The sequence below is a fragment of the Nocardioides sp. ChNu-153 genome (genome assembly GCF_030466625.1).
In the GTDB taxonomy this organism is placed as follows: Bacteria; Actinomycetota; Actinomycetes; order Propionibacteriales; family Nocardioidaceae; genus Nocardioides.
Genome location: NZ_JADEVT010000002.1, coordinates 122011 through 140462 on the forward strand (window position 1 = coordinate 122011; position 18452 = coordinate 140462).

Consider the following 18452-nt stretch of genomic DNA (forward strand, 5'->3'; position numbering starts at 1 on the left):
GCCCATGAAGTCCAGCAACCTCGCGGCTGGTGAGGAGCTCAACCCCCTCATCCCGCACCCGATCGAGATCGTTCTCGGTCTGGTGGTGTTCGGCCTGCTCTTCCTGCTCGTCAAGAAGTTCGTCGTCCCGAACTTCGAGGAGACGTTCGCGGCCCGCACGAAGGCCATCGAGGGTGGTCTCCAGGCAGCCGAGTCGAAGCAGGCCGAGGCCGACGCCAAGCTCGCCGAGCTCGAGCAGCAGCTCGCGGACGCCCGCCACGAGGCGGCACGCATCCGTGAGGAGGCGCGCGAGCAGGGCGCGGCCATCGTCTCGGAGATGAGGGAGCAGGCCCAGGCCGAGTCCTCCCGCATCGTCGAGGCCGGCAAGGCCCAGATCGAGGCGGAGCGTCAGCAGGCGGTCACGTCGCTGCGTGCCGAGGTCGGCACCCTGGCGACCGGCCTGGCCGGTCGCATCGTGGGGGAGAGCCTGGAGGACGAGGCCCGCCAGAGCCGCGTCGTCGAGCGCTTCCTCGCCGACCTCGAGTCCGCGGGCGGAGCCCGCTGATGGCGGAGTTCCGTGGCGCTTCGGCCGACGCACTCGCAGCGCTGGCCGACGAGCTGCGGGGCGTCGCCGACGCCGACCAGGCGCGGGTGGGCGACGACCTCTTCGCGGTCGCCGGCATCCTCCGCGGCGAGCCCGGCCTGCGCCGGGTCGCCACGGACGTGTCGGTGGACACGAGCGCCAAGCAGGGTCTGCTCCGGCAGATCCTCACGGGCAAGGTCGCCGACGCCTCCCTGGCGATCGTCTCCTCCGCCGTGTCCCGGCGCTGGACGGGCGGTCGCGACCTCGCCGACGCCCTGGAGCGTCTCGGTGAGATCGCGGTCGTGCGCTCCGCCGGCCCGGACTCGGTGCGCCTGGAGAACGAGCTGTTCGGGTTCGCCCAGGTCGTGTCGGGCGAGCCCGCCCTGCGCGACGCCCTGTCCGACCCGGCGCGCTCGGCCGACGACAAGGCCCGCCTGCTCGACGAGCTCCTCGGCGGCCGTGCCCTGCCCGCGACGGCCACCCTGGTCAAGCAGGCGCTGGCCGGCACCTACCGCACCGTCGGCGTCGCCCTGGCGACGTACGGGCGGGTCGCGGCCGACGTGAACGGCGAGCGGGTGGCGACGGTCACCGTCGCGACGCCGCTCTCGGACACCGACCGCAATCGCCTGGCCGACACCCTGGCGCGCCAGTACGCGCGTCCGGTGCACCTCAACGTCGTGGTCGACCCGTCGGTGGTCGGTGGTGTGCTCGTCGAGATCGGCGACGACATCATCGACGGCACCGTGGCGGGCCGTCTCGACACCGCACGCCGCCGCCTCGCCGGCTGACCCCCGGCACCGACCCCCAGCCGCACCCGTGCCCTCCACCCACCGGGCCCGCGAACAGAAGGAAGAGTGATGACGGAGCTTTCGATCCGTCCGGACGAGATCCGCGACGCGCTCCAGCGTTTCGTGTCGGACTACCAGCCCGAGACCACCGCCCGTGAGGAGGTGGGCCTCGTCGCCGAGGCCGGCGACGGCATCGCCCGTGTCTCCGGCCTGCCGTCGGCGATGGCGAACGAGCTGCTCGAGTTCGAGGACGGCACCCTGGGTCTCGCCCTCAACCTCGACGCACGCGAGATCGGTGTCGTCGTCCTCGGTGACTTCGACAAGATCGAGGAGGGGCAGACGGTCAAGCGCACCGGCGAGGTCCTCTCGGTCCCCGTCGGCGACGGCTACCTCGGTCGCGTCGTCGACCCGCTGGGCAAGCCCATCGACGGGCTCGGCGAGCTCGCCACGTCCGGCCGCCGCGCGCTGGAGCTGCAGGCTCCCACCGTGGTGCAGCGCAAGTCGGTGCACGAGCCGCTCGCGACCGGCATCAAGGCCATCGACGCCATGACGCCGATCGGCCGCGGCCAGCGCCAGCTGATCATCGGCGACCGCGCGACGGGCAAGACGACGATCGCGATCGACACGATCATCAACCAGAAGCAGAACTGGGAGACCGGGGACCCGAGCAAGCAGGTCCGCTGCATCTACGTCGCCATCGGCCAGAAGGGCTCCACCATCGCCTCGGTGCGCGGTGCCCTCGAGGAGGCCGGCGCGCTGGAGTACACGACGATCGTCGCCGCCCCGGCGTCGGACTCGGCCGGCTTCAAGTACCTGGCCCCCTACACCGGCTCGGCCATCGGCCAGCACTGGATGTACGAGGGCAAGCACGTCCTCATCGTGTTCGACGACCTGACCAAGCAGGCCGAGGCCTACCGCGCCGTGTCGCTGCTGCTGCGTCGTCCGCCGGGCCGCGAGGCGTACCCCGGTGACGTGTTCTACCTGCACAGCCGGCTCCTCGAGCGCTGCGCGAAGCTGAGCGACGAGCTGGGCGCGGGCTCGATGACGGGTCTGCCGATCATCGAGACCAAGGCCAACGACGTCTCGGCGTTCATCCCGACCAACGTCATCTCGATCACCGACGGCCAGATCTTCCTGCAGTCGGACCTGTTCGCGGCCAACCAGCGCCCGGCGATCGACGTCGGCGTCTCGGTGTCCCGCGTCGGCGGCGCGGCGATGACGAAGGCGATGAAGGCCGTCACCGGCTCGCTCAAGGTCGACCTGGCGCAGTTCCGCGCCATGGAGGCGTTCGCGATGTTCGCCTCCGACCTCGACGCCGCCTCGCGCCAGCAGCTCGACCGCGGTCAGCGCCTCATGGCGCTGCTCAAGCAGCGGCAGTACTCGCCGTACCCGGTGGACGAGATGACCGTCTCGCTCTGGCTGGGTACGTCGGGCCGCCTCGACCGCGTGCCGACCGACGACGTGCTGCGCTTCGAGCAGGAGTTCCTGGACTACCTGCGTCGCTCGCACGACGGCGTGCTCGCCGGCATCCGCGAGAGCCTGAAGTTCGAGGACTCGACCGAGACGGCGCTCTCCGGTGCGTACGACGCGTTCCTCGACCAGTTCTCGACCTCGGACGGCAGCTCGCTCAAGGCCGGCAAGGAGCAGCACGAGGCCCTCGAGGACGACGCGCTCGAGCAGGAGCAGATCGTCAAGCAGAAGCGGGGCTGACGATGGCCGTATCGCTGCGTGAGTACCGCGCGCGGATCCGATCGACCGAGTCGATGAAGAAGATCACGCGCGCCATGGAGCTCATCGCTGCGTCTCGCATCATCAAGGCGCAGCAGCGGGCGCAGGCCGCCGCGCCGTACGCCCGTGAGCTCACCCGCGCGGTCTCGGCGGTGGCGACGTTCTCGAACGTCGACCACCCGCTGACGACCGAGCCGGAGAACTCGACCCGGGCCGCGGTCCTCATCGTCACGAGCGACCGCGGCCTGGCCGGGGCCTACTCGTCCAACGTGCTCAAGGAGGCCGAGCGCCTCATCGAGCGCCTCCGGGGCGAGGGCAAGCAGGTCGACGCGTACATCAGCGGCCGCAAGGGCGAGGCGTACTTCAAGTTCCGCCAGCGCCCGATCGTCCGGGCGTGGACCGGTTCGAGCGACCAGCCGTCGTACGACGACGCCCGGTCGATCGGCCAGGCGCTCATCACCGCGTTCCTCGCCGAGTCCGGCGAGACCGTGGACGACGTCCAGGGCGTCGACGAGGTGCACGTGGTCTTCACGCGCTTCAAGTCGATGCTCGTCCAGGAGCCGCAGGCCATCCGCCTGCTGCCGCTGGAGGTCGTCGAGGGCACGGAGGCGCCGGAGCAGGCCGACCTCCTCCCGCTCTACGAGTTCGAGCCGTCGGGCACCGAGGTGCTGGACGCGCTGCTGCCGAAGTACGTGCAGAGCCGGATCTTCTTCGCGCTCCTGCAGGCGGCGGCGTCCGAGCTCGCGGCCCGCCAGAAGGCGATGAAGTCGGCCACGGACAACGCGGACGAGCTCATCAAGAAGTACAAGCGGATCGCCAACCAGGCCCGCCAGGCCGGCATCACCCAGGAAATCAGCGAGATCGTCGGTGGCGTCAACGCGCTTGCCGACGCCCAAGCCGGGAGTGAGTGAACACAATGACCATCACTGTTGATGAGACCCAGGCTGGCGGGGCCACCGGTTCCGTCGGTCGCATCACCCGCGTCATCGGCCCGGTCGTGGACATCGAGTTCCCGACCGACGCGATGCCCGCGATCTACAACGCCCTCCAGGTCACCTTCGACCTGGGCGGCGAGTCGACCACGATCATCCTCGAGGTCGCGCAGCACATCGGCGACGGCATGGTCCGCGCCATCTCCATGAAGCCGACCGACGGCCTGGTCCGCGGCGCGCAGGTCACCGACACGGGTGAGTCCATCACCGTGCCGGTGGGCGACGTGACGCTCGGCAAGGTGTTCAACACGACCGGCGACTGCATGAACCTCGCGCCGGGCGAGACCCTCGAGGTCAACGAGCGCTGGGGCATCCACCGCAAGGCGCCCGCCTTCGACCAGCTCGAGTCGAAGACGCAGATGTTCGAGACCGGCATCAAGGTCATCGACCTGCTGACCCCGTACGTGACGGGCGGCAAGATCGGCCTGTTCGGCGGCGCCGGCGTGGGCAAGACCGTGCTCATCCAGGAGATGATCGCGCGTGTGGCCCGCAACCACGGTGGTGTGTCGGTGTTCGCCGGTGTCGGCGAGCGCACCCGTGAGGGCAACGACCTCATGGTCGAGATGGAGGAGGCCGGTGTCTTCGGCCAGACCGCCCTCGTCTTCGGCCAGATGGACGAGCCGCCGGGCACGCGCCTGCGCGTCGCGCTCTCCGCGCTGACGATGGCGGAGTACTTCCGCGACGTGCAGAAGCAGGACGTGCTGCTGTTCATCGACAACATCTTCCGGTTCACGCAGGCCGGCTCGGAGGTCTCCACGCTGCTCGGCCGCATGCCGTCCGCCGTGGGCTACCAGCCCAACCTGGCCGACGAGATGGGTCAGCTGCAGGAGCGGATCACCTCGACGCGTGGTCACTCGATCACCTCGATGCAGGCGATCTACGTGCCCGCCGACGACTACACCGACCCGGCGCCGGCCACGACGTTCGCCCACCTCGACGCCACGACGGAGCTCTCGCGCGACATCGCGTCGCTGGGCATCTACCCCGCCGTGGACCCGCTCACCTCGACGTCGCGGATCCTCGACCCGCAGTACATCGGCCGTGAGCACTACGAGTGCGCGATCCGTGTCAAGCAGATCCTCCAGCGCAACAAGGAGCTGCAGGACATCATCGCGATCCTCGGTGTCGACGAGCTCAGCGAGGAGGACAAGATCGTCGTCCACCGCGCGCGCCGCATCCAGCGCTTCCTGTCGCAGAACACCTACGTGGCCAAGCAGTTCACCGGCATCGAGGGCTCGACCGTGACCATCGCGGACACGATCGAGGCCTTCAACAAGATCGCCGAGGGCGAGTACGACCACGTGGCGGAGCAGGCGTTCTTCATGTGCGGTGGTCTCGACGACGTCGAGGCCAAGTGGGCCGACATCCAGAAGAACCTCTGACGATGGCCGGCACGCTGCACGTCGAGCTGGTCAGCGCGGACCGCGTGGTGTGGTCCGGCGAGGCCACCCGCGTCATCGCCCGCACGGTCGCGGGTGACGTGGGTGTCCTCCCGGGGCACGCGCCGCTGCTGTCCGTGCTCTTCCACGGAGTCGTCGACATCCAGTCCGCCGAGGGCGAGACCTGGATCGCGGCCGTGTCCGACGGGTTCCTGTCGGTCGCGGACAACCGGGTCTCGGTGCTCTCGGAGTACGCCGAGCTGTCGCACGAGATCGACGTCGAGAAGGCGCGCGCGGAGCTCGAGCGCGTCAAGGACGCGGGCGAGGACGACACGGAGGCGCGCGACGCGCTCCTCATCGCCGAGGCGCGGATCCGGGCCGTCGAGCACGCGTCCTGACCCGCGTCGTACCCCGCACCACCTGTACCACCGCTGCTGCCCGGCCCGCGCCCTCGAGGGTGCGGGCCGGGCAGTAGCATGCGGACACCGCACGGCCCGTCGGGTCGTCGCGGTTCCCCCACCCCCGAGGAGGACGCGCATGCCGTGGTGGCAGTGGCTGCTCGACGGCCTCGCCGTCCTCGTCGCGCTGCTGGTCCTCTACGGCATCGGTCTCGTCGTCCGCCGCCGGCTCCTGTCCCGCGGTGGCGGCACCTTCGAGCTGAGCGTGCGGCTGCGCACGCAGGACCCCGGCCACGGGTGGGTGCTCGGCCTGGGCCGCTACCAGGGCGGTCGCCTCGAGTGGTTCCGGATCTTCTCCCTCTCCCCGCGTCCCAAGCGCGTCTGGGGGCGCTCGGAGCTGCAGTACGTCGGTCGTCGCGCCCCCGTGGAGGGGGAGAGCTCGTCGCTCTACGCCGACCACGTGGTCGTCGAGTGCACGACGCCGCAGGGCCCCGTCGAGCTGGCCCTCGGCTCGGCCTCCCTCATGGGCCTGCAGGCCTGGCTCGAGGCCGCCCCGCCCGGCACCGCCGAGCACATCTGAGCCGGCCGTGACCGCCCGCGTCCGCATCACCTACTGCACCCGCTGCAACTGGCTCCTGCGCGCCAGCTGGTACGCCGGGGAGCTGCTGCAGACCTTCACCGACGAGCTCGACGAGGTCGCGCTCGCCCCGGCCACCGGGGGCGCGTTCCGGGTCGAGGTCGAGGTCGACGGCGTGCGCCACCAGGTGTGGGACCGCGCCGCCGACGGCGGGTTCCCCGAGATCACCGAGCTGAAGCGCCGGGTCCGCGACCTGGCCGCCCCGGAGCGCGGCCTGGGGCACGCCGACCGCGCCCGCGACGCCTGACGGGCCGCCCGCACCCCCACGGCCGGGGTGGAGCTCAGTCGCGCTCGCCCCCCGGCACCCAGAGCACGTCGCCGTTCTCGCGGTTCGCGTGCCGGGCCAGGATGAAGAGCAGGTCGGAGAGCCGGTTGAGATACTTGATCGCCTCGAGGTTCATCGTGTCGCCGTGCTGCTCGTGGGCCGCCCACGCGGCGCGCTCGGCCCGTCGTACGACGGTGCGCGCGACGTGCAGGTGCGCTGCTCCCGGCGTACCGCCGTTGAGGATGAAGGAGCGCAGCCTCGGCAGGTGCTCGTTGTAGGCGTCGCACCACGCCTCGAGGCGGTCGACGTAGTCGGGCTCGACCCGCAGCGGCGGGTACTCGGGGTCGGGGACGACCGGGGTGGAGAAGTCCGCGCCGACGTCGAAGAGGTCGTTCTGCACCCGGGTGAGGACGGCGACGACGTCGGGCTCGAGGTCGCCGACGGCCACCGCGACGCCGATGTGGGCGTTCGCCTCGTCGACGTCGGCGTAGGCCTCGAGCCGCCGGTCGGTCTTCGTCGTCTCGCTCATGTCGCCGAGCCGCGTCGTGCCGGCGTCGCCGGTGCGGGTGTAGATGCGCGTCAGGTTGACCATCCGTCCACCCTAGGGCTGACGGGGGCGACCTGCGGCGCGTGGAGGTCCACCGAAAGTCGGATGCGCGGTGCGGCGCGGTGCTGGCAGCGTGGTGCTCGCGGCCGCCGGGGGAGCGGCCCGGGGACGGGGGACGAGATGACGCGGGGGACCGAGCGCGCGCGGCCGGTGGAGATCGTGGGCGCCGGCCCTCGGCTGGAGCTGGTGGGCGACTTCGACGTGCGCAGCACCGGCCGGGTGCGCAGCGCCATCGACGAGGCGCTGGTGCACCACGACCGCGTGGTCGTGGACCTGGCCGGCGTGGACAACGTGGACCTGACCGCGCTGCGGGTGCTCGCGGCAGCGGGTCGACGCGCGGCGCGTGCGGGGCACCGCCTGGCGGTGGCGTCCCCGCAGCCCGGGGTCCGGCGCCTCATGCACCTGTCGCACCTGGCCCGCCTCATGGAGGTCGAGAGCGTCGCCAGCCCGGCCTGAGGGCGTGTCGGATGGACCACACATCGTGGTTACCTGTCAGTCACTTTCGTCATACTCTGCCCCCATGACCAACTCCCCGCAGAGCGCTGTCGACGCCGCCGCCGCTCCCACCCCCGCCGCTGTTCCCGAGCGCCCGGCGAAGGACCGGCCGTGGGTCATGCGGACGTACGCGGGGCACTCGACCGCGGAGGCGTCCAACGCGCTGTACCGCGGCAACCTCGAGAAGGGCCAGACCGGTCTGTCGGTGGCGTTCGACCTGCCGACGCAGACGGGCTACGACCCCGACAGCCCGCTCTCGCGCGGCGAGGTCGGCAAGGTCGGCGTGCCGGTGCCGCACCTGGGGGAGATGCGCAAGCTGTTCGACGCCATCCCGCTGACCGGGATGAACACGTCGATGACGATCAACGCCACCGCGATGTGGCTGCTGGCGATGTACCAGGTGGCCGCGGAGGAGCAGAACCCCGAGCTGTCGCCGGAGGAGGTGGCGGGCCAGCTGGCCGGCACCACCCAGAACGACATCATCAAGGAGTACCTCTCGCGCGGGACCTACGTGTTCCCGCCCGAGCACTCCCTGCGCCTGATCAGCGACATGATCGCCTACACGGTCCACCAGATCCCGAAGTGGAACCCGATCAACATCTGCAGCTACCACCTGCAGGAGGCGGGCGCGACGCCGACGCAGGAGCTGGCGTACTCGCTGTGCACCGCGATCGCGGTCCTCGACGCCGTGAAGGCGTCGGGCCAGGTGGACGAGGCCGACTTCGAGAAGGTCGTCGGCCGCATCTCGTTCTTCGTGAACGCCGGCGTGCGCTTCGTCGAGGAGATGTGCAAGATGCGCGCGTTCGTGCAGCTGTGGGACGAGATCACCCGCGAGCGGTACGGCGTCACCGACGCGAAGATGCGCCGCTTCCGCTACGGCGTGCAGGTCAACAGCCTGGGGCTGACGGAGTCGCAGCCCGAGAACAACGTGCAGCGCATCGTGCTGGAGATGCTGGCGGTCACGCTGAGCAAGGACGCCCGGGCCCGCGCCGTGCAGCTGCCGGCGTGGAACGAGGCGCTCGGCCTGCCGCGTCCCTGGGACCAGCAGTGGTCGCTGCGCCTGCAGCAGGTGCTGGCCTACGAGTCGGACCTGCTGGAGTACGGCGACATCTTCGACGGCAGCCGCGTCGTCGAGGCGAAGGTCGCCGAGCTCGTGGAGAGCGCGAAGGCCGAGATCGACCGGGTCCAGGCGATGGGCGGCGCGATCGCGGCCGTCGAGTCGGGCTACATGAAGCAGGCTCTCGTCTCCTCGCACGCGGCCCGTCGGGCGCGGATCGAGCGCGGCGAGGAGATCATCGTCGGGGTCAACAAGTTCCAGAGCACGGAGCCGTCGCCCCTGACCGCCGACCTCGACGGTGCGATCCAGACCGCCGACCCCGAGGCCGAGGCGGCCGCCATCGCGTCGGTCGAGGCGTGGAAGGCCGAGCGCGACGAGAAGGCCGTGGCCGAGGCGCTGGCCCGCCTGGCCGCGGACGCGAAGTCCGACACCAACCTCATGCACGCCACCCTGGCCGCCGCCCGCGCGGGCGCCACGACGGGGGAGTGGGCCGGCACGCTGCGCGAGGTCTTCGGGGAGTTCCGCGCGCCGACGGGCGTCTCCGGCGCGGTCGGCGTCGCCGAGGCGGGCGCCGAGCTCACCGCGGTGCGCGAGCGGGTCGCCGGCACCGGCGAGGAGCTGGGCGGCCGGCTGCGCCTCCTCGTGGGCAAGCCCGGGCTGGACGGGCACTCCAACGGCGCCGAGCAGGTCGCCGTGCGGGCCCGCGACGCCGGCTTCGAGGTCGTCTACCAGGGCATCCGGCTCACCCCGGAGCAGATCGTGTCGGCCGCGGTCGCCGAGGACGTGCACTGCGTCGGTCTCTCGATCCTGTCGGGCTCGCACATGGAGCTGGTGCCCGACGTGCTCGAGGGCCTGCGGGCCGCGGGCGCCGACGACATCCCGGTCATCGTCGGCGGGATCATCCCCGACTCCGACGCCCGCCGGCTGCGCGAGCTCGGCGTCGCGGCGGTCTACACGCCCAAGGACTTCGGCCTGACCGAGATCATGGGCGGCATCGTCGACGTCATCCGCGAGGCCAACGGCCTCGCCTGAGCGCGGGGCCGACCGTTCAGCGGCGAGCGCGCCGTACCAGGGTGAGGGCGAAGCAGGTCAGCGCACCGGCGAGCAGCACCAGCCCCAGGGCGACCAGGGCGTTGGCCACCTGCGCGGAGACGTAGAGCTTCAGCACGCCCACGTCGCCCTCGCCCTCGCCGTCCCCGAAGACGGAGTGGGTGAGCGCGTCCGGCACGCCGCTGACCAGCATCGAGGTCAGGGCCATGACGAGCAGCACGACGCCGGCCCCGGTGGTGCCCGGACCGCCCGCGGGTCGGGCGGGGGAGGTCGGGCGGGGCGACGGCGGCGGGTACGCCGGGTCCCGCGGCGGCGGGGGAGGCTGGCTGCTCATGGCGGGCCACCCTTCCCGGCGGGGGGTCGCAGGCAAACGCCGGGCGCGGCCCGGGGTGCGCCCGGGGTGTGCCGGGGTGCGGTGCCGGTCACACAGGAAGGCGAGCCTTCCCGGGTCCCGTAGGATCGAGCCCGTGGGCAAGTCGAAGGGGAAGAAGCTCCCCAAGTTGAAGTGCTGCGAGTCGAGGTCGAAGTGCGGCCGCTGCCCCCTGCGCATGCTCAAGGAGGGCACGCTGCCGGACGGCTACACCGTCAAGCACCGCCACCTCGTGCGCGTCGACGGCAAGAAGGTCTCGAAGAAGAAGCTGGAGAAGGCTGCCTGAGCGCCCGCCGCGACGCGGCGCCTGCCATGATCACCGCAGCCGTCGCCCGTGACCGAGGAGTGCCCATGCCCGCCGCCCGCTTCGCCGAGCAGCTCAACGCCCAGATCGGCAACGAGCTCGCCGCCCACAACCAGTACCTGGCGTGCGCGGTCTACTACGACGCCCTGACCATGCCGCAGATGGCCGCGTTTTTCTACGGCCAGGCGGTCGAGGAGCGCGACCACGCGATGATGATGGTCAAGTACCTCCTCGACACCGACGCCGCCGTGACGATCCCCGGCGTCGGCGCCCCGATCTCCGCGTTCGACGACCTCGTCGCCCCCGTCGCGCTCGCGCTGGCGCAGGAGAAGAAGGTGACCGAGCAGATCAACGCGCTGCTGCGCACCGCCCGCGAGGAGAGCGACTTCGCCTCCGAGCAGTTCATGCAGTGGTTCATCAAGGAGCAGGTCGAGGAGGTCGCCACCATGAGCGACCTGCTGACGGTCGTGACCCGCAGCCGGGACGACGTCAACGACATCGAGGAGTACGTCGCGCGCGAGCAGCGCGCGGAGGCCGCCGACCCGACCGCGCCGCCGGTCGCGGGCGCGTGAGCAGGGCCGTCCGGTGAGTCGCGTGATCGTCGTCGGCGCCGGGGTCGTGGGCCTCTCGGCGGCGGTCCGCCTGCTCGAGGACGGTCACCGGGTCGACGTCGTCGCACGCGACCTGCCCCTCGAGACGACCTCGGCGGTGGCCGGGGCGATCTGGTACCCCTACCTCGCCTTCCCCCGGACGCGGGTCGGCGACTGGGGGCGCACGACGTACGCGGTGCTCGACGCGATCGCCGACACCGACCCGGACGCCGGGGTGGTCCTGCGCGAGGGCACCGAGGTGTTCCGCACGCCGACCCCCGACCCGTGGTGGGCCGACGGCGGGCCCGCGCTGGCCCGCGAGACCGCGCTGCCGGACGGGTACGTCGACGGGTGGACGTTCCGCACCCCGCTCGTCGAGATGCCCGTGTACCTGCGGTGGCTGGCCGGGCGGGTCGAGGCGCTGGGCGGCACCCTCACCCGCATGAACCTCTCCGCGCTGCCGAGCTCCGCGGACGTGGTCGTCAACTGCACGGGCATCGGGTCGCGGCTGCTCGCCTCCGACCGCACGGTGGTGCCGAACCGCGGCCAGGTCGTGGTCGTCGAGCAGTTCGGTCTCGAGCGGTGGTGGCTCGACTCCTCGGGCGACGACCCCACCTACGTGCTGCCGCGCACCCACGACGTGGTGGTCGGCGGCACCGACCTGGAGGGCGAGTGGAGCCGCACCCCGTCACCGGAGGTGGCGGCGTCGATCCTGGCCCGCGCCGCGCGCCTCGTGCCTGGCCTGCGCGACGCCCGGGTGCTGCGGCACAAGGTCGGCCTGCGGCCGCTGCGTCCCGCCGTACGGGTCGAGCGGGTCGGGGACGTCGTCCACTGCTACGGCCACGGGGGCGCCGGGGTGACCCTGTCGTGGGGGTGCGCCGAGGAGGTCGCGCGGCTGGTCGGCGCGACCGGTGCGCTCACCCCGCCGGTGGAGGCCCGCCGGGCGTGACGGGCTCGACCCGGCCCACCGCGGTGGCGGGGAGCTCGCCGTACACGTGGGGGTAGGTGTCGTCGCCGACCGGGTCCTCGCGCCACGGCACGCCGAGCTCGTCGAGACGGTCCGTGTCGACCACGAGCAGCACCAGCGGCTCGGTGACGTCGGCGTACCAGCGCTCGAGCACCCCGGCGACCTGCTCGGCCCGCGCGGCGTGGAGGAAGCCCTCCTGCTCGAGGCTGCGCCCCCGGGTCGACGTGGTGTACGAGCCGGTCGCCCGGGCCCGCTCCCAGTCCGCGGCGGTGGCGACGTGGTGGATCAGCATGCTCAGCGCTCCGGGTGGTCGAGGAGGTGGTGCGCCCACGCGTCGGCCGCGGCGCGCAGGTCGGGCGACGGTACGACGAGCCCCACCGTCGTGGGAACGCCGGGCGAGTGGGTGGCGCGCAGCCGCACCTCGAGCGCGGCGCTCCCGCCGGCCTGGCGCGAGAGGCGGAACGCGAGCGTCGGCTCGGTGAAGGTGAGGCTGGCCCAGCCGCGGCCGTCGGCGACCGCGCGGAGCCAGTCGGCGAGCCCACGGGCCTCGCTCGTCGTCAGGCAGGGCTCGGTCACCTCGCGCACGCCGTCGCCGGTGCGGGCCACCGCGTGGACCACGAGCCAGTTCGCGTCGGGGTCGTAGGCCTCCGCCGTGCTCGCCGCCGCGGGGAACTCGTAGCCGAGCACGGTGAGCTCGACGCCGTGGCCGGCGGGGTCGAGGAGGCGCAGGGTCACGGCCGGGTCCTCAGAACAGCCGGTCCTCGGCGTCGTCCATGCCGCGCAGCGCGTCGTAGTCGACCACCGCGCACGTGATGCCGCGGTCGGTCGCGAGCACGCGGGCCTGCGGCTTGATCTCCTGCGCCGCGAAGATGCCGCGCACGGGCCGCAGGGCCGGGTCGCGGTTGAGCAGCTCGAGGTAGCGGGTCAGCTGCTCGACGCCGTCGATCTCGCCGCGGCGCTTGATCTCGACCGCCACCGAGGCGCCCAGGGCGTCGCGGCACATGAGGTCGACCGGTCCGATGGCGGTGGGGTACTCCCGCCGTACCAGCGTGAGGCCGTCGGCCAGGGTGGCCGGGTGCTCGGCGAGCAGGGCCTGCAGGTGCTTCTCGACGCCGTCCTTCTGCAGGCCGGGGTCGACGCCCAGGTCGTGGCTGGAGTCGGAGAGCACCTCGGCGATGAGGATCCGCAGCGTGTCGTCGCCCTTGCTGGTGACGACCCACTCGACGGCGCCGTCCTCGGTGGTGCCCTCCACGAGGCGGCACGGCGGGCTCATCCAGTTGAGCGGCTTGTAGGAGCCGCCGTCGGAGTGCACGAGCACCGAGCCGTCGGCCTTCACCATGATGACCCGCGTGGCCATCGGGAGGTGCGCGGTCAGGCGCCCGGCGTAGTCCACCTGGCAACGAGCGACGACGAGTCTCACGTCGGGGCAATCTACCGGCGCTCCCGCGGTGCCGGCGGCGGGGGCGGCGGGAGGGACGTGACGCCGCCCACAAAGGGACTTACCGGCCAGTAGGTTTCGTGTCATCATCGCCGCCATGACCTCACACAGCGAGCAGATCAGCGCCACCCTGGTCTACCCGTACCTCAACCACGCCGTGCGGATGTACGAGTCCGGCTACGCCACGCGCGGCGACGTGGACGCGGGCATGCGGTTCGGCTGCGGCTACCCCGTCGGGCCGCTGCAGGCCCTCGACGAGATCGGTCTGGACGTCGTGCGCGACGCCCTCGCCGCGCGGTACGCCGAGAGCGGCGACCACCTGCACCAGCCCGCCGAGCTCCTCGAGAAGCTCGTCGCGGAGGGGCGCACGGGTCGCGCGTCCGGCCGCGGGCTCTACACGTGGGCCGACGGCGCCGTCGTCGCCGACGAGGAGACCCCGTCCTCCGACGACGCGCCCCGGCTGCGCCACGAGGTGCGCACGGTCGGCGTGGTCGGCACCGGCACCATGGCCGCCGGCATCGTCGAGGTCTTCGCCAAGGCCGGCTTCGAGGTGACGTACGTCGGCCGCAGCGACGACAAGCTCGCGGGCGTCGTCGCCACGATCACGAAGAACCAGGACCGCGCCATCGCCAAGGGGCGCGGCGACGAGGCGACGAAGAGCGCCGTGCTCGGCCGGCTGCACGGCGCCACGTCGCGGGAGGCGCTGGCCGACGTCGACCTCGTCGTCGAGGCCATCGCGGAGGACCTGGCGGTGAAGACGGAGCTCTTCGGCGACCTCGACCGCATCTGCAGGCCGGGCGCGATCCTCGCGACGACGACGTCCTCGCTGCCCATCGCCCGGTGCGCTGAGGCGACCTCGCGTCCCGAGGCCGTCATCGGCATGCACTTCTTCAACCCCGCGCCCGTCATGAAGCTCGTCGAGGTGGTGACCACCGAGCGCACCGCCGACGAGGTGGACGAGACCGTGCGGGCGCTCTGCGCCCAGGTCGGCAAGGTGGCCGTGTCGTGCGGCGACCGTGCCGGCTTCATCGTCAACGCGCTGCTCTTCCCCTACCTCAACGACGCGGCGCTGCTCGCCGAGCAGGGCACGCACTCGCTGGTCGAGATCGACGCGGCGATCAAGGAGCAGGTGGGCCTGCCGATGGGCCCCTTCGAGCTGCTCGACGTCGTCGGCAACGACGTGTCGCTGGCCATCCAGCAGGAGCTGCACCGCGAGTTCGGCGAGCCCGGCCTGGCCCCGGCGCGCACGCTGGAGGAGGCGGTGGCCCAGGGTCGCCTCGGTCGCAAGACCGGCGCCGGGTTCCACGACTACTCCTGAGGTCCTCCACGACGGCGGGGTGCCGGGCGCGCAGGTCGCGGCCGGCACCCCGTCGCCGTACCCACGTGGTTCACTGACCGGCGGCGCCGGGGCCCACCCGGTCGAGCGGGAGGACGCGATGGGCACGCGAGGCACCGGGCGGGTACGACGCGGGTCCGCGGTGGCCGGGACGGTGACCGCGCTGGCCCTCGCCGTGGTCGGGTGCGCGAACCAGGCGGGCGACGAGGGATCGGGCGCGGGATCGGACCAGGGACCGGACGGGGGCACGGAGAGCAGCGCGGCTGGCGACGCGACCGTCACCCTGCCGCCGGCCGGGGCGCGCTGGGACTACCAGATCGGCGGCCCGCGCGACGTGCCCGACGACGTCGCCGTCGTGGAGCGTGACCGCGAGGCCGAGCCGCTCGAGGGTGTCTACAACCTCTGCTACGTGAACGCGTTCCAGGCCCAGCCCGGCGACGAGGCCACCTGGGGGGACCTGCTCCTCGTGGACGCGGCGGGGGAGCCGGTCGTCGACGAGGACTGGGACGAGGCGCTGCTCGACACCTCCACGCCCGAGAGGCGCGAGGCACTCGTCGAGGTGGTGCGGCCCTGGATCGAGGGGTGCGCCGACGACGGCTTCGACGCGGTCGAGCTCGACAACCTGGACTCGTTCCTGCGCTCCGACGGGCTGCTGACGCTCGACGACGCGGCGGCGTACGCCGAGCTGCTCGTCGACGTCGGCCACGAGGTCGGGCTCGCGGTGGCGCAGAAGAACCTGGGGGAGTACGACGGCACCGCGGTCGGCTTCGACCTGGCGGTGGTCGAGGAGTGCGGCGCGTACGACGAGTGCGGCGCCTACACCGCGTCGTACGGCGACCGCGTGCTCGTCGTGGAGTACACCGACGAGGGTCTCGCGACGGCGTGCGCCGGCTGGGGCGAGGAGCTGTCGGTGGTGCGGCGCGACCTCGACCTCGCCCCCGACGGCGAGCGCGCCTGGTGCGACTAGCCTTCTCGGCGTGGCCCAGAAGATCCGAGCGAACTCCGTCCTCCCGGCACGCCGCGAGGCGCTGACGCTGCACACCGCCGACGGCCTCGCGCTCGTCGGGGAGCTGGCGCTGCCGGTGGACCGCGACCCGGTCGCGACGATCATCTGCCTGCACCCGCTGCCCACGCACGGCGGCATGATGGACAGCCACGTCTTCCGCAAGGCCGCGTTCCGCCTGCCGGCGCTGGCCGGCGTCGCCGTGCTCCGCTACAACTCGCGCGGCACGTGGAGCGAGCAGGGCACGAGCGAGGGCGCCTTCGACAACGGGGTGGGCGAGCGCTTCGACGTCGCCGCCGCGATCGAGTACGCCGAGTTCGCCGACCTCCCCGACGTGTGGCTCGTCGGGTGGTCCTTCGGCACGGACGTGACGCTCATGCACGGCCTGGACCCCCACGTGCGCGGCGCCGTGCTGCTCAGCCCGCCGCTGCGCTACTCGCTCCCCGAGCACCTCGAGGCGTGGGCGACGTCGGGCAAGCCCCTGACCGCGCTGGTGCCCGAGCACGACGACTACCTGCGGCCCGACGAGGCACGCGAGCGCTTCTCCGTCGTCCCGCAGGCGGAGGTCGTCGGGGTCGACGGCGCGAAGCACCTGTGGGTGGGCGACGCCGAGCGCGTGCTGGACGAGGTCGTCGCGCGCGTCGCGCCCGGCGTGGCCGTGCCGCTGCCGCGGGAGTGGGACGGGCCGATGACCAGCGCCGACACGAGCGCCTACAACGCGCACAACCTCGCGGCGTACGCCGACGTGCCGGTGCCCGGGCCGGCCCAGCGCTCCGCGGACGACTGAGTCCCGGCGGGGGCGGGCTCGAGAGTGGTCGGGCTCAGCCGTTCTGACGGGCCCGGTAGGCCGCGACCGCGGTGCGGTTGCCGCACGTGGTGGAGCAGAACTTGCGGGAGCGGTTGCGCGACAGGTCGAGCACGATGCCCGCGCAGTCGTCGGCCGCGCACAGGCTGAGCCGCGACATCTCGTCGGAGCGGATGACGTCGACCATCGCCATCGCGGTCTCGACGGCGATGCGCTCGGCGAACGGGCGGTCGGGGTCGATGGCGTGCAGGTGCCAGTCCCAGCCGTCGTGCCGGGCGAGCTGGGGGAGCGCGCCGGCCTCGGCGAGCATGGCGTTCACGATGCCGACGGCGTCGTCGCGCGTGCTCGTCAGCAGCGTGCGCAGCCGCGGGCGCAGGTCGCGCACCTCGGCGAGCTCCGCCCGGGTGCGGTCGTGGCGGCCGGCGTACTCGAACCCCGCGAAGAACTCGTCGAGGTCCGCGACGGTCGTCATCGTGTCGGGGGGCTCGGCGCTGTTGACCAGCGCGACGGCCGACCCGAGCGAGACCTCGGTGTCATGCGTGAAAAGCATTTTGACACCTTACCAAGCGAGGTCTACCGTCATGACCCATGACGACGTTGACTCCTGACACCCCCGTGGCCGTGGTGCCCGGCCAGCGACTCGGCGCGGGGCTGCTGCTCGCGCTGACCTCCGCCTCGGCGTTCGGGATGTCGGGCGCGCTGGCGCGCGGCCTGCTCGACGCGGGCTGGACCGCCGGCGCCGCCGTGACGGCGCGCGTCTCCCTGGCCGCGCTGGTGCTGCTCGTGCCCGCCGTGCTGGTCCTGCGGGGCCGCTGGGGCACGCTGCTCGGCCAGCCGCGCACGCTCGGCACCGTCGCGCTGTACGGCGTGCTCGCCGTGGCCGGGGCGCAGCTCTGCTACTTCTACGCGGTGTCGTACCTGCAGGTCGGGGTCGCGCTGCTCATCGAGTACACGGCGCCCGTCGCGGTCATCGTGTGGATGTGGCTGCGCCACGGCCAGCGCCCGGGGCGCACGACCGTGGCGGGCGCCGCGGTGGCGGCCGCCGGTCTCGCGATGGTGCTCGGCGTCGTGGGCAGCGGGGTCGACCTCGACGTGGTCGGCGTGCTGTGGGGGCTGGGCGCGATGATCGGCTGCGCGGCGTACTTCGTCATCTCCGCCGATGGCGGCAACGGCCTGCCCGGCACGGTCCTGGCCGCTGGCGGCCTCACGGTCGGTGCGGTCACCCTCGGCACCGCGGGCCTCGTCGGGGTGCTGCCGATGGCGGCGACCACCGCGGACGTGGTGTACGGCGGGACCGCCGTCCCGTGGTGGCTCCCGGTGCTCGGCCTCGGCCTGGTGACCGCGGCGCTCGCCTACACGACCGGCATCGCCGCGTCGCGTCGCCTCGGCTCGCGGCTGGCGTCGTTCGTCGCGCTCTCCGAGGTCGTCATGGCCCTGGTGTTCGCGTGGCTGCTGCTCGGCGAGCTGCCCGGCCCGCTGCAGCTGGTGGGCGGCCTGCTCATCCTCGCCGGCGTCGTCGTGGTCAAGCTGGGCGAGGCCGGGGTGCAGGAGGTCCGCATCGGCGAGCCCGAGAGCGCCGAGGCCGCCGAGGCGGGCTGAGCGCCTCTCGTCGAGTCGTCGGCAGCCGCACACGCGAGAACGCCGAGTCGGGGGGGGGGGGGGGGGGGGCCCCGCGGGGCGC

General features: G+C 72.6%; 23 protein-coding genes. 17 read left to right on the forward strand and 6 right to left on the reverse strand.

Going from position 1 to position 18452, the window contains the following annotated elements; all coding sequences use genetic code 11:
* The first annotated feature begins 4 nt into the window (after positions 1-4).
* The 8 genes from INN71_RS04455 to INN71_RS04490 all read left to right on the forward strand — a co-directional run bounded on the left by INN71_RS04455 (position 5) and on the right by INN71_RS04490 (position 6731).
* The gene (locus INN71_RS04455) at positions 5-544 is read left to right on the forward strand and encodes a F0F1 ATP synthase subunit B (RefSeq protein ID WP_277498438.1); all 540 of its coding nucleotides are present in this window, start codon (positions 5-7) and stop codon (positions 542-544) included.
* Positions 544-1350 (forward strand): F0F1 ATP synthase subunit delta, encoded by an 807-nt coding sequence (locus tag INN71_RS04460; RefSeq protein ID WP_277498439.1) that lies wholly within the window; start codon positions 544-546, stop codon positions 1348-1350. Before INN71_RS04455 ends, INN71_RS04460 begins: the two co-directional genes overlap by 1 nt.
* A 69-nt stretch (positions 1351-1419) precedes the next feature.
* Positions 1420-3060: a F0F1 ATP synthase subunit alpha gene (gene atpA, locus INN71_RS04465; protein ID WP_277498440.1), complete on the forward strand. Its 1641-nt coding sequence runs from the start codon at positions 1420-1422 to the stop codon at positions 3058-3060.
* A gap of 2 nt (positions 3061-3062) precedes the next feature.
* Positions 3063-3989 carry a F0F1 ATP synthase subunit gamma gene (locus INN71_RS04470; RefSeq protein WP_277498441.1) on the forward strand — a complete coding sequence of 309 codons (927 nt, stop codon included), beginning with the start codon at positions 3063-3065 and terminating at the stop codon, positions 3987-3989.
* 5 nt (positions 3990-3994) lie between these two features.
* Positions 3995-5452: a F0F1 ATP synthase subunit beta gene (gene atpD / locus INN71_RS04475; RefSeq protein ID WP_277498478.1), complete on the forward strand. Its 1458-nt coding sequence runs from the start codon at positions 3995-3997 to the stop codon at positions 5450-5452.
* 2 nt (positions 5453-5454) lie between these two features.
* The gene (locus tag INN71_RS04480; protein WP_277498443.1) at positions 5455-5847 is read left to right on the forward strand and encodes a F0F1 ATP synthase subunit epsilon; all 393 of its coding nucleotides are present in this window, start codon (positions 5455-5457) and stop codon (positions 5845-5847) included.
* A gap of 139 nt (positions 5848-5986) precedes the next feature.
* Positions 5987-6427, forward strand: a complete 441-nt coding sequence (locus INN71_RS04485; RefSeq protein ID WP_277498444.1) for a DUF2550 domain-containing protein — start codon at positions 5987-5989, stop codon at positions 6425-6427.
* Positions 6428-6434: 7 nt separating this feature from the next.
* Positions 6435-6731 (forward strand): SelT/SelW/SelH family protein, encoded by a 297-nt coding sequence (locus tag INN71_RS04490; protein ID WP_277498445.1) that lies wholly within the window; start codon positions 6435-6437, stop codon positions 6729-6731.
* Between the two features lie 34 nt (positions 6732-6765).
* Here the strand turns inward: INN71_RS04490 and INN71_RS04495 are convergent, their stop codons facing one another.
* Positions 6766-7341, reverse strand: a complete 576-nt coding sequence (locus INN71_RS04495) for a cob(I)yrinic acid a,c-diamide adenosyltransferase (RefSeq protein ID WP_277498447.1) — start codon at positions 7339-7341, stop codon at positions 6766-6768.
* Positions 7342-7476: 135 nt separating this feature from the next.
* On the opposite strand from INN71_RS04495, the gene INN71_RS04500 reads away from it, so the two are divergent.
* A complete protein-coding gene (locus tag INN71_RS04500) occupies positions 7477-7812 on the forward strand; it encodes an STAS domain-containing protein (RefSeq protein ID WP_277498449.1) in 336 nt (111 codons plus the stop codon).
* 64 nt (positions 7813-7876) lie between these two features.
* Positions 7877-9940, forward strand: coding sequence for a protein meaA (locus INN71_RS04505; RefSeq protein WP_277498451.1), 2064 nt, complete (start codon positions 7877-7879; stop codon positions 9938-9940).
* Between the two features lie 16 nt (positions 9941-9956).
* Here INN71_RS04505 and INN71_RS04510 read toward each other — a convergent pair whose 3' ends face one another.
* Positions 9957-10292: a hypothetical protein gene (locus INN71_RS04510; RefSeq protein WP_277498452.1), complete on the reverse strand. Its 336-nt coding sequence runs from the start codon at positions 10290-10292 to the stop codon at positions 9957-9959.
* A 133-nt stretch (positions 10293-10425) separates the two neighbouring features.
* Between INN71_RS04510 and INN71_RS04515 the strand changes: the two genes are divergently transcribed.
* The 3 genes from INN71_RS04515 (at position 10426) to INN71_RS04525 (ending at position 12171) form a co-directional block, all read left to right on the forward strand.
* Positions 10426-10614, forward strand: coding sequence for a hypothetical protein (locus tag INN71_RS04515; protein ID WP_277498453.1), 189 nt, complete (start codon positions 10426-10428; stop codon positions 10612-10614).
* A gap of 65 nt (positions 10615-10679) precedes the next feature.
* Complete coding sequence (locus INN71_RS04520; protein WP_277498456.1) at positions 10680-11204, forward strand: ferritin; 525 nt, start codon at positions 10680-10682, stop codon at positions 11202-11204.
* A gap of 13 nt (positions 11205-11217) precedes the next feature.
* Complete coding sequence (locus tag INN71_RS04525) at positions 11218-12171, forward strand: FAD-dependent oxidoreductase (protein WP_301799747.1); 954 nt, start codon at positions 11218-11220, stop codon at positions 12169-12171.
* Here INN71_RS04525 and INN71_RS04530 read toward each other — a convergent pair.
* Genes INN71_RS04530 through nucS form a run of 3 tightly spaced genes read right to left on the reverse strand, consistent with a single transcriptional unit; the run spans position 12140 to position 13609 of the window.
* Positions 12140-12481, reverse strand: a complete 342-nt coding sequence (locus tag INN71_RS04530) for a DUF952 domain-containing protein (protein ID WP_301799748.1) — start codon at positions 12479-12481, stop codon at positions 12140-12142. The genes INN71_RS04525 and INN71_RS04530 overlap by 32 nt on opposite strands.
* Before the next feature lie 2 nt (positions 12482-12483).
* Entirely contained in the window at positions 12484-12924 is a 441-nt protein-coding gene (locus INN71_RS04535) for a hypothetical protein (RefSeq protein WP_301799749.1), read from the reverse strand.
* Between the two features lie 10 nt (positions 12925-12934).
* Complete coding sequence (nucS, locus tag INN71_RS04540; protein ID WP_277498462.1) at positions 12935-13609, reverse strand: endonuclease NucS; 675 nt, start codon at positions 13607-13609, stop codon at positions 12935-12937.
* A gap of 115 nt (positions 13610-13724) precedes the next feature.
* Here nucS and INN71_RS04545 point away from each other — a divergent pair, with 115 nt between their 5' ends.
* The 3 genes from INN71_RS04545 to INN71_RS04555 all read left to right on the forward strand — a co-directional run bounded on the left by INN71_RS04545 (position 13725) and on the right by INN71_RS04555 (position 16753).
* Positions 13725-14945 (forward strand): 3-hydroxyacyl-CoA dehydrogenase NAD-binding domain-containing protein, encoded by a 1221-nt coding sequence (locus tag INN71_RS04545; protein WP_301799750.1) that lies wholly within the window; start codon positions 13725-13727, stop codon positions 14943-14945.
* Between the two features lie 118 nt (positions 14946-15063).
* Positions 15064-15930, forward strand: a complete 867-nt coding sequence (locus INN71_RS04550) for an endo alpha-1,4 polygalactosaminidase (protein ID WP_301799751.1) — start codon at positions 15064-15066, stop codon at positions 15928-15930.
* Between the two features lie 10 nt (positions 15931-15940).
* Complete coding sequence (locus tag INN71_RS04555; RefSeq protein ID WP_301799752.1) at positions 15941-16753, forward strand: alpha/beta hydrolase; 813 nt, start codon at positions 15941-15943, stop codon at positions 16751-16753.
* Between the two features lie 34 nt (positions 16754-16787).
* On the opposite strand, the gene INN71_RS04560 is transcribed toward INN71_RS04555, so the two are convergent.
* Positions 16788-17321, reverse strand: a complete 534-nt coding sequence (locus tag INN71_RS04560) for a CGNR zinc finger domain-containing protein (RefSeq protein ID WP_301799753.1) — start codon at positions 17319-17321, stop codon at positions 16788-16790.
* A gap of 38 nt (positions 17322-17359) precedes the next feature.
* On the opposite strand from INN71_RS04560, the gene INN71_RS04565 reads away from it, so the two are divergent.
* Positions 17360-18370: a DMT family transporter gene (locus INN71_RS04565; RefSeq protein WP_301799754.1), complete on the forward strand. Its 1011-nt coding sequence runs from the start codon at positions 17360-17362 to the stop codon at positions 18368-18370.
* Positions 18371-18452: the final 82 nt, after the last annotated feature.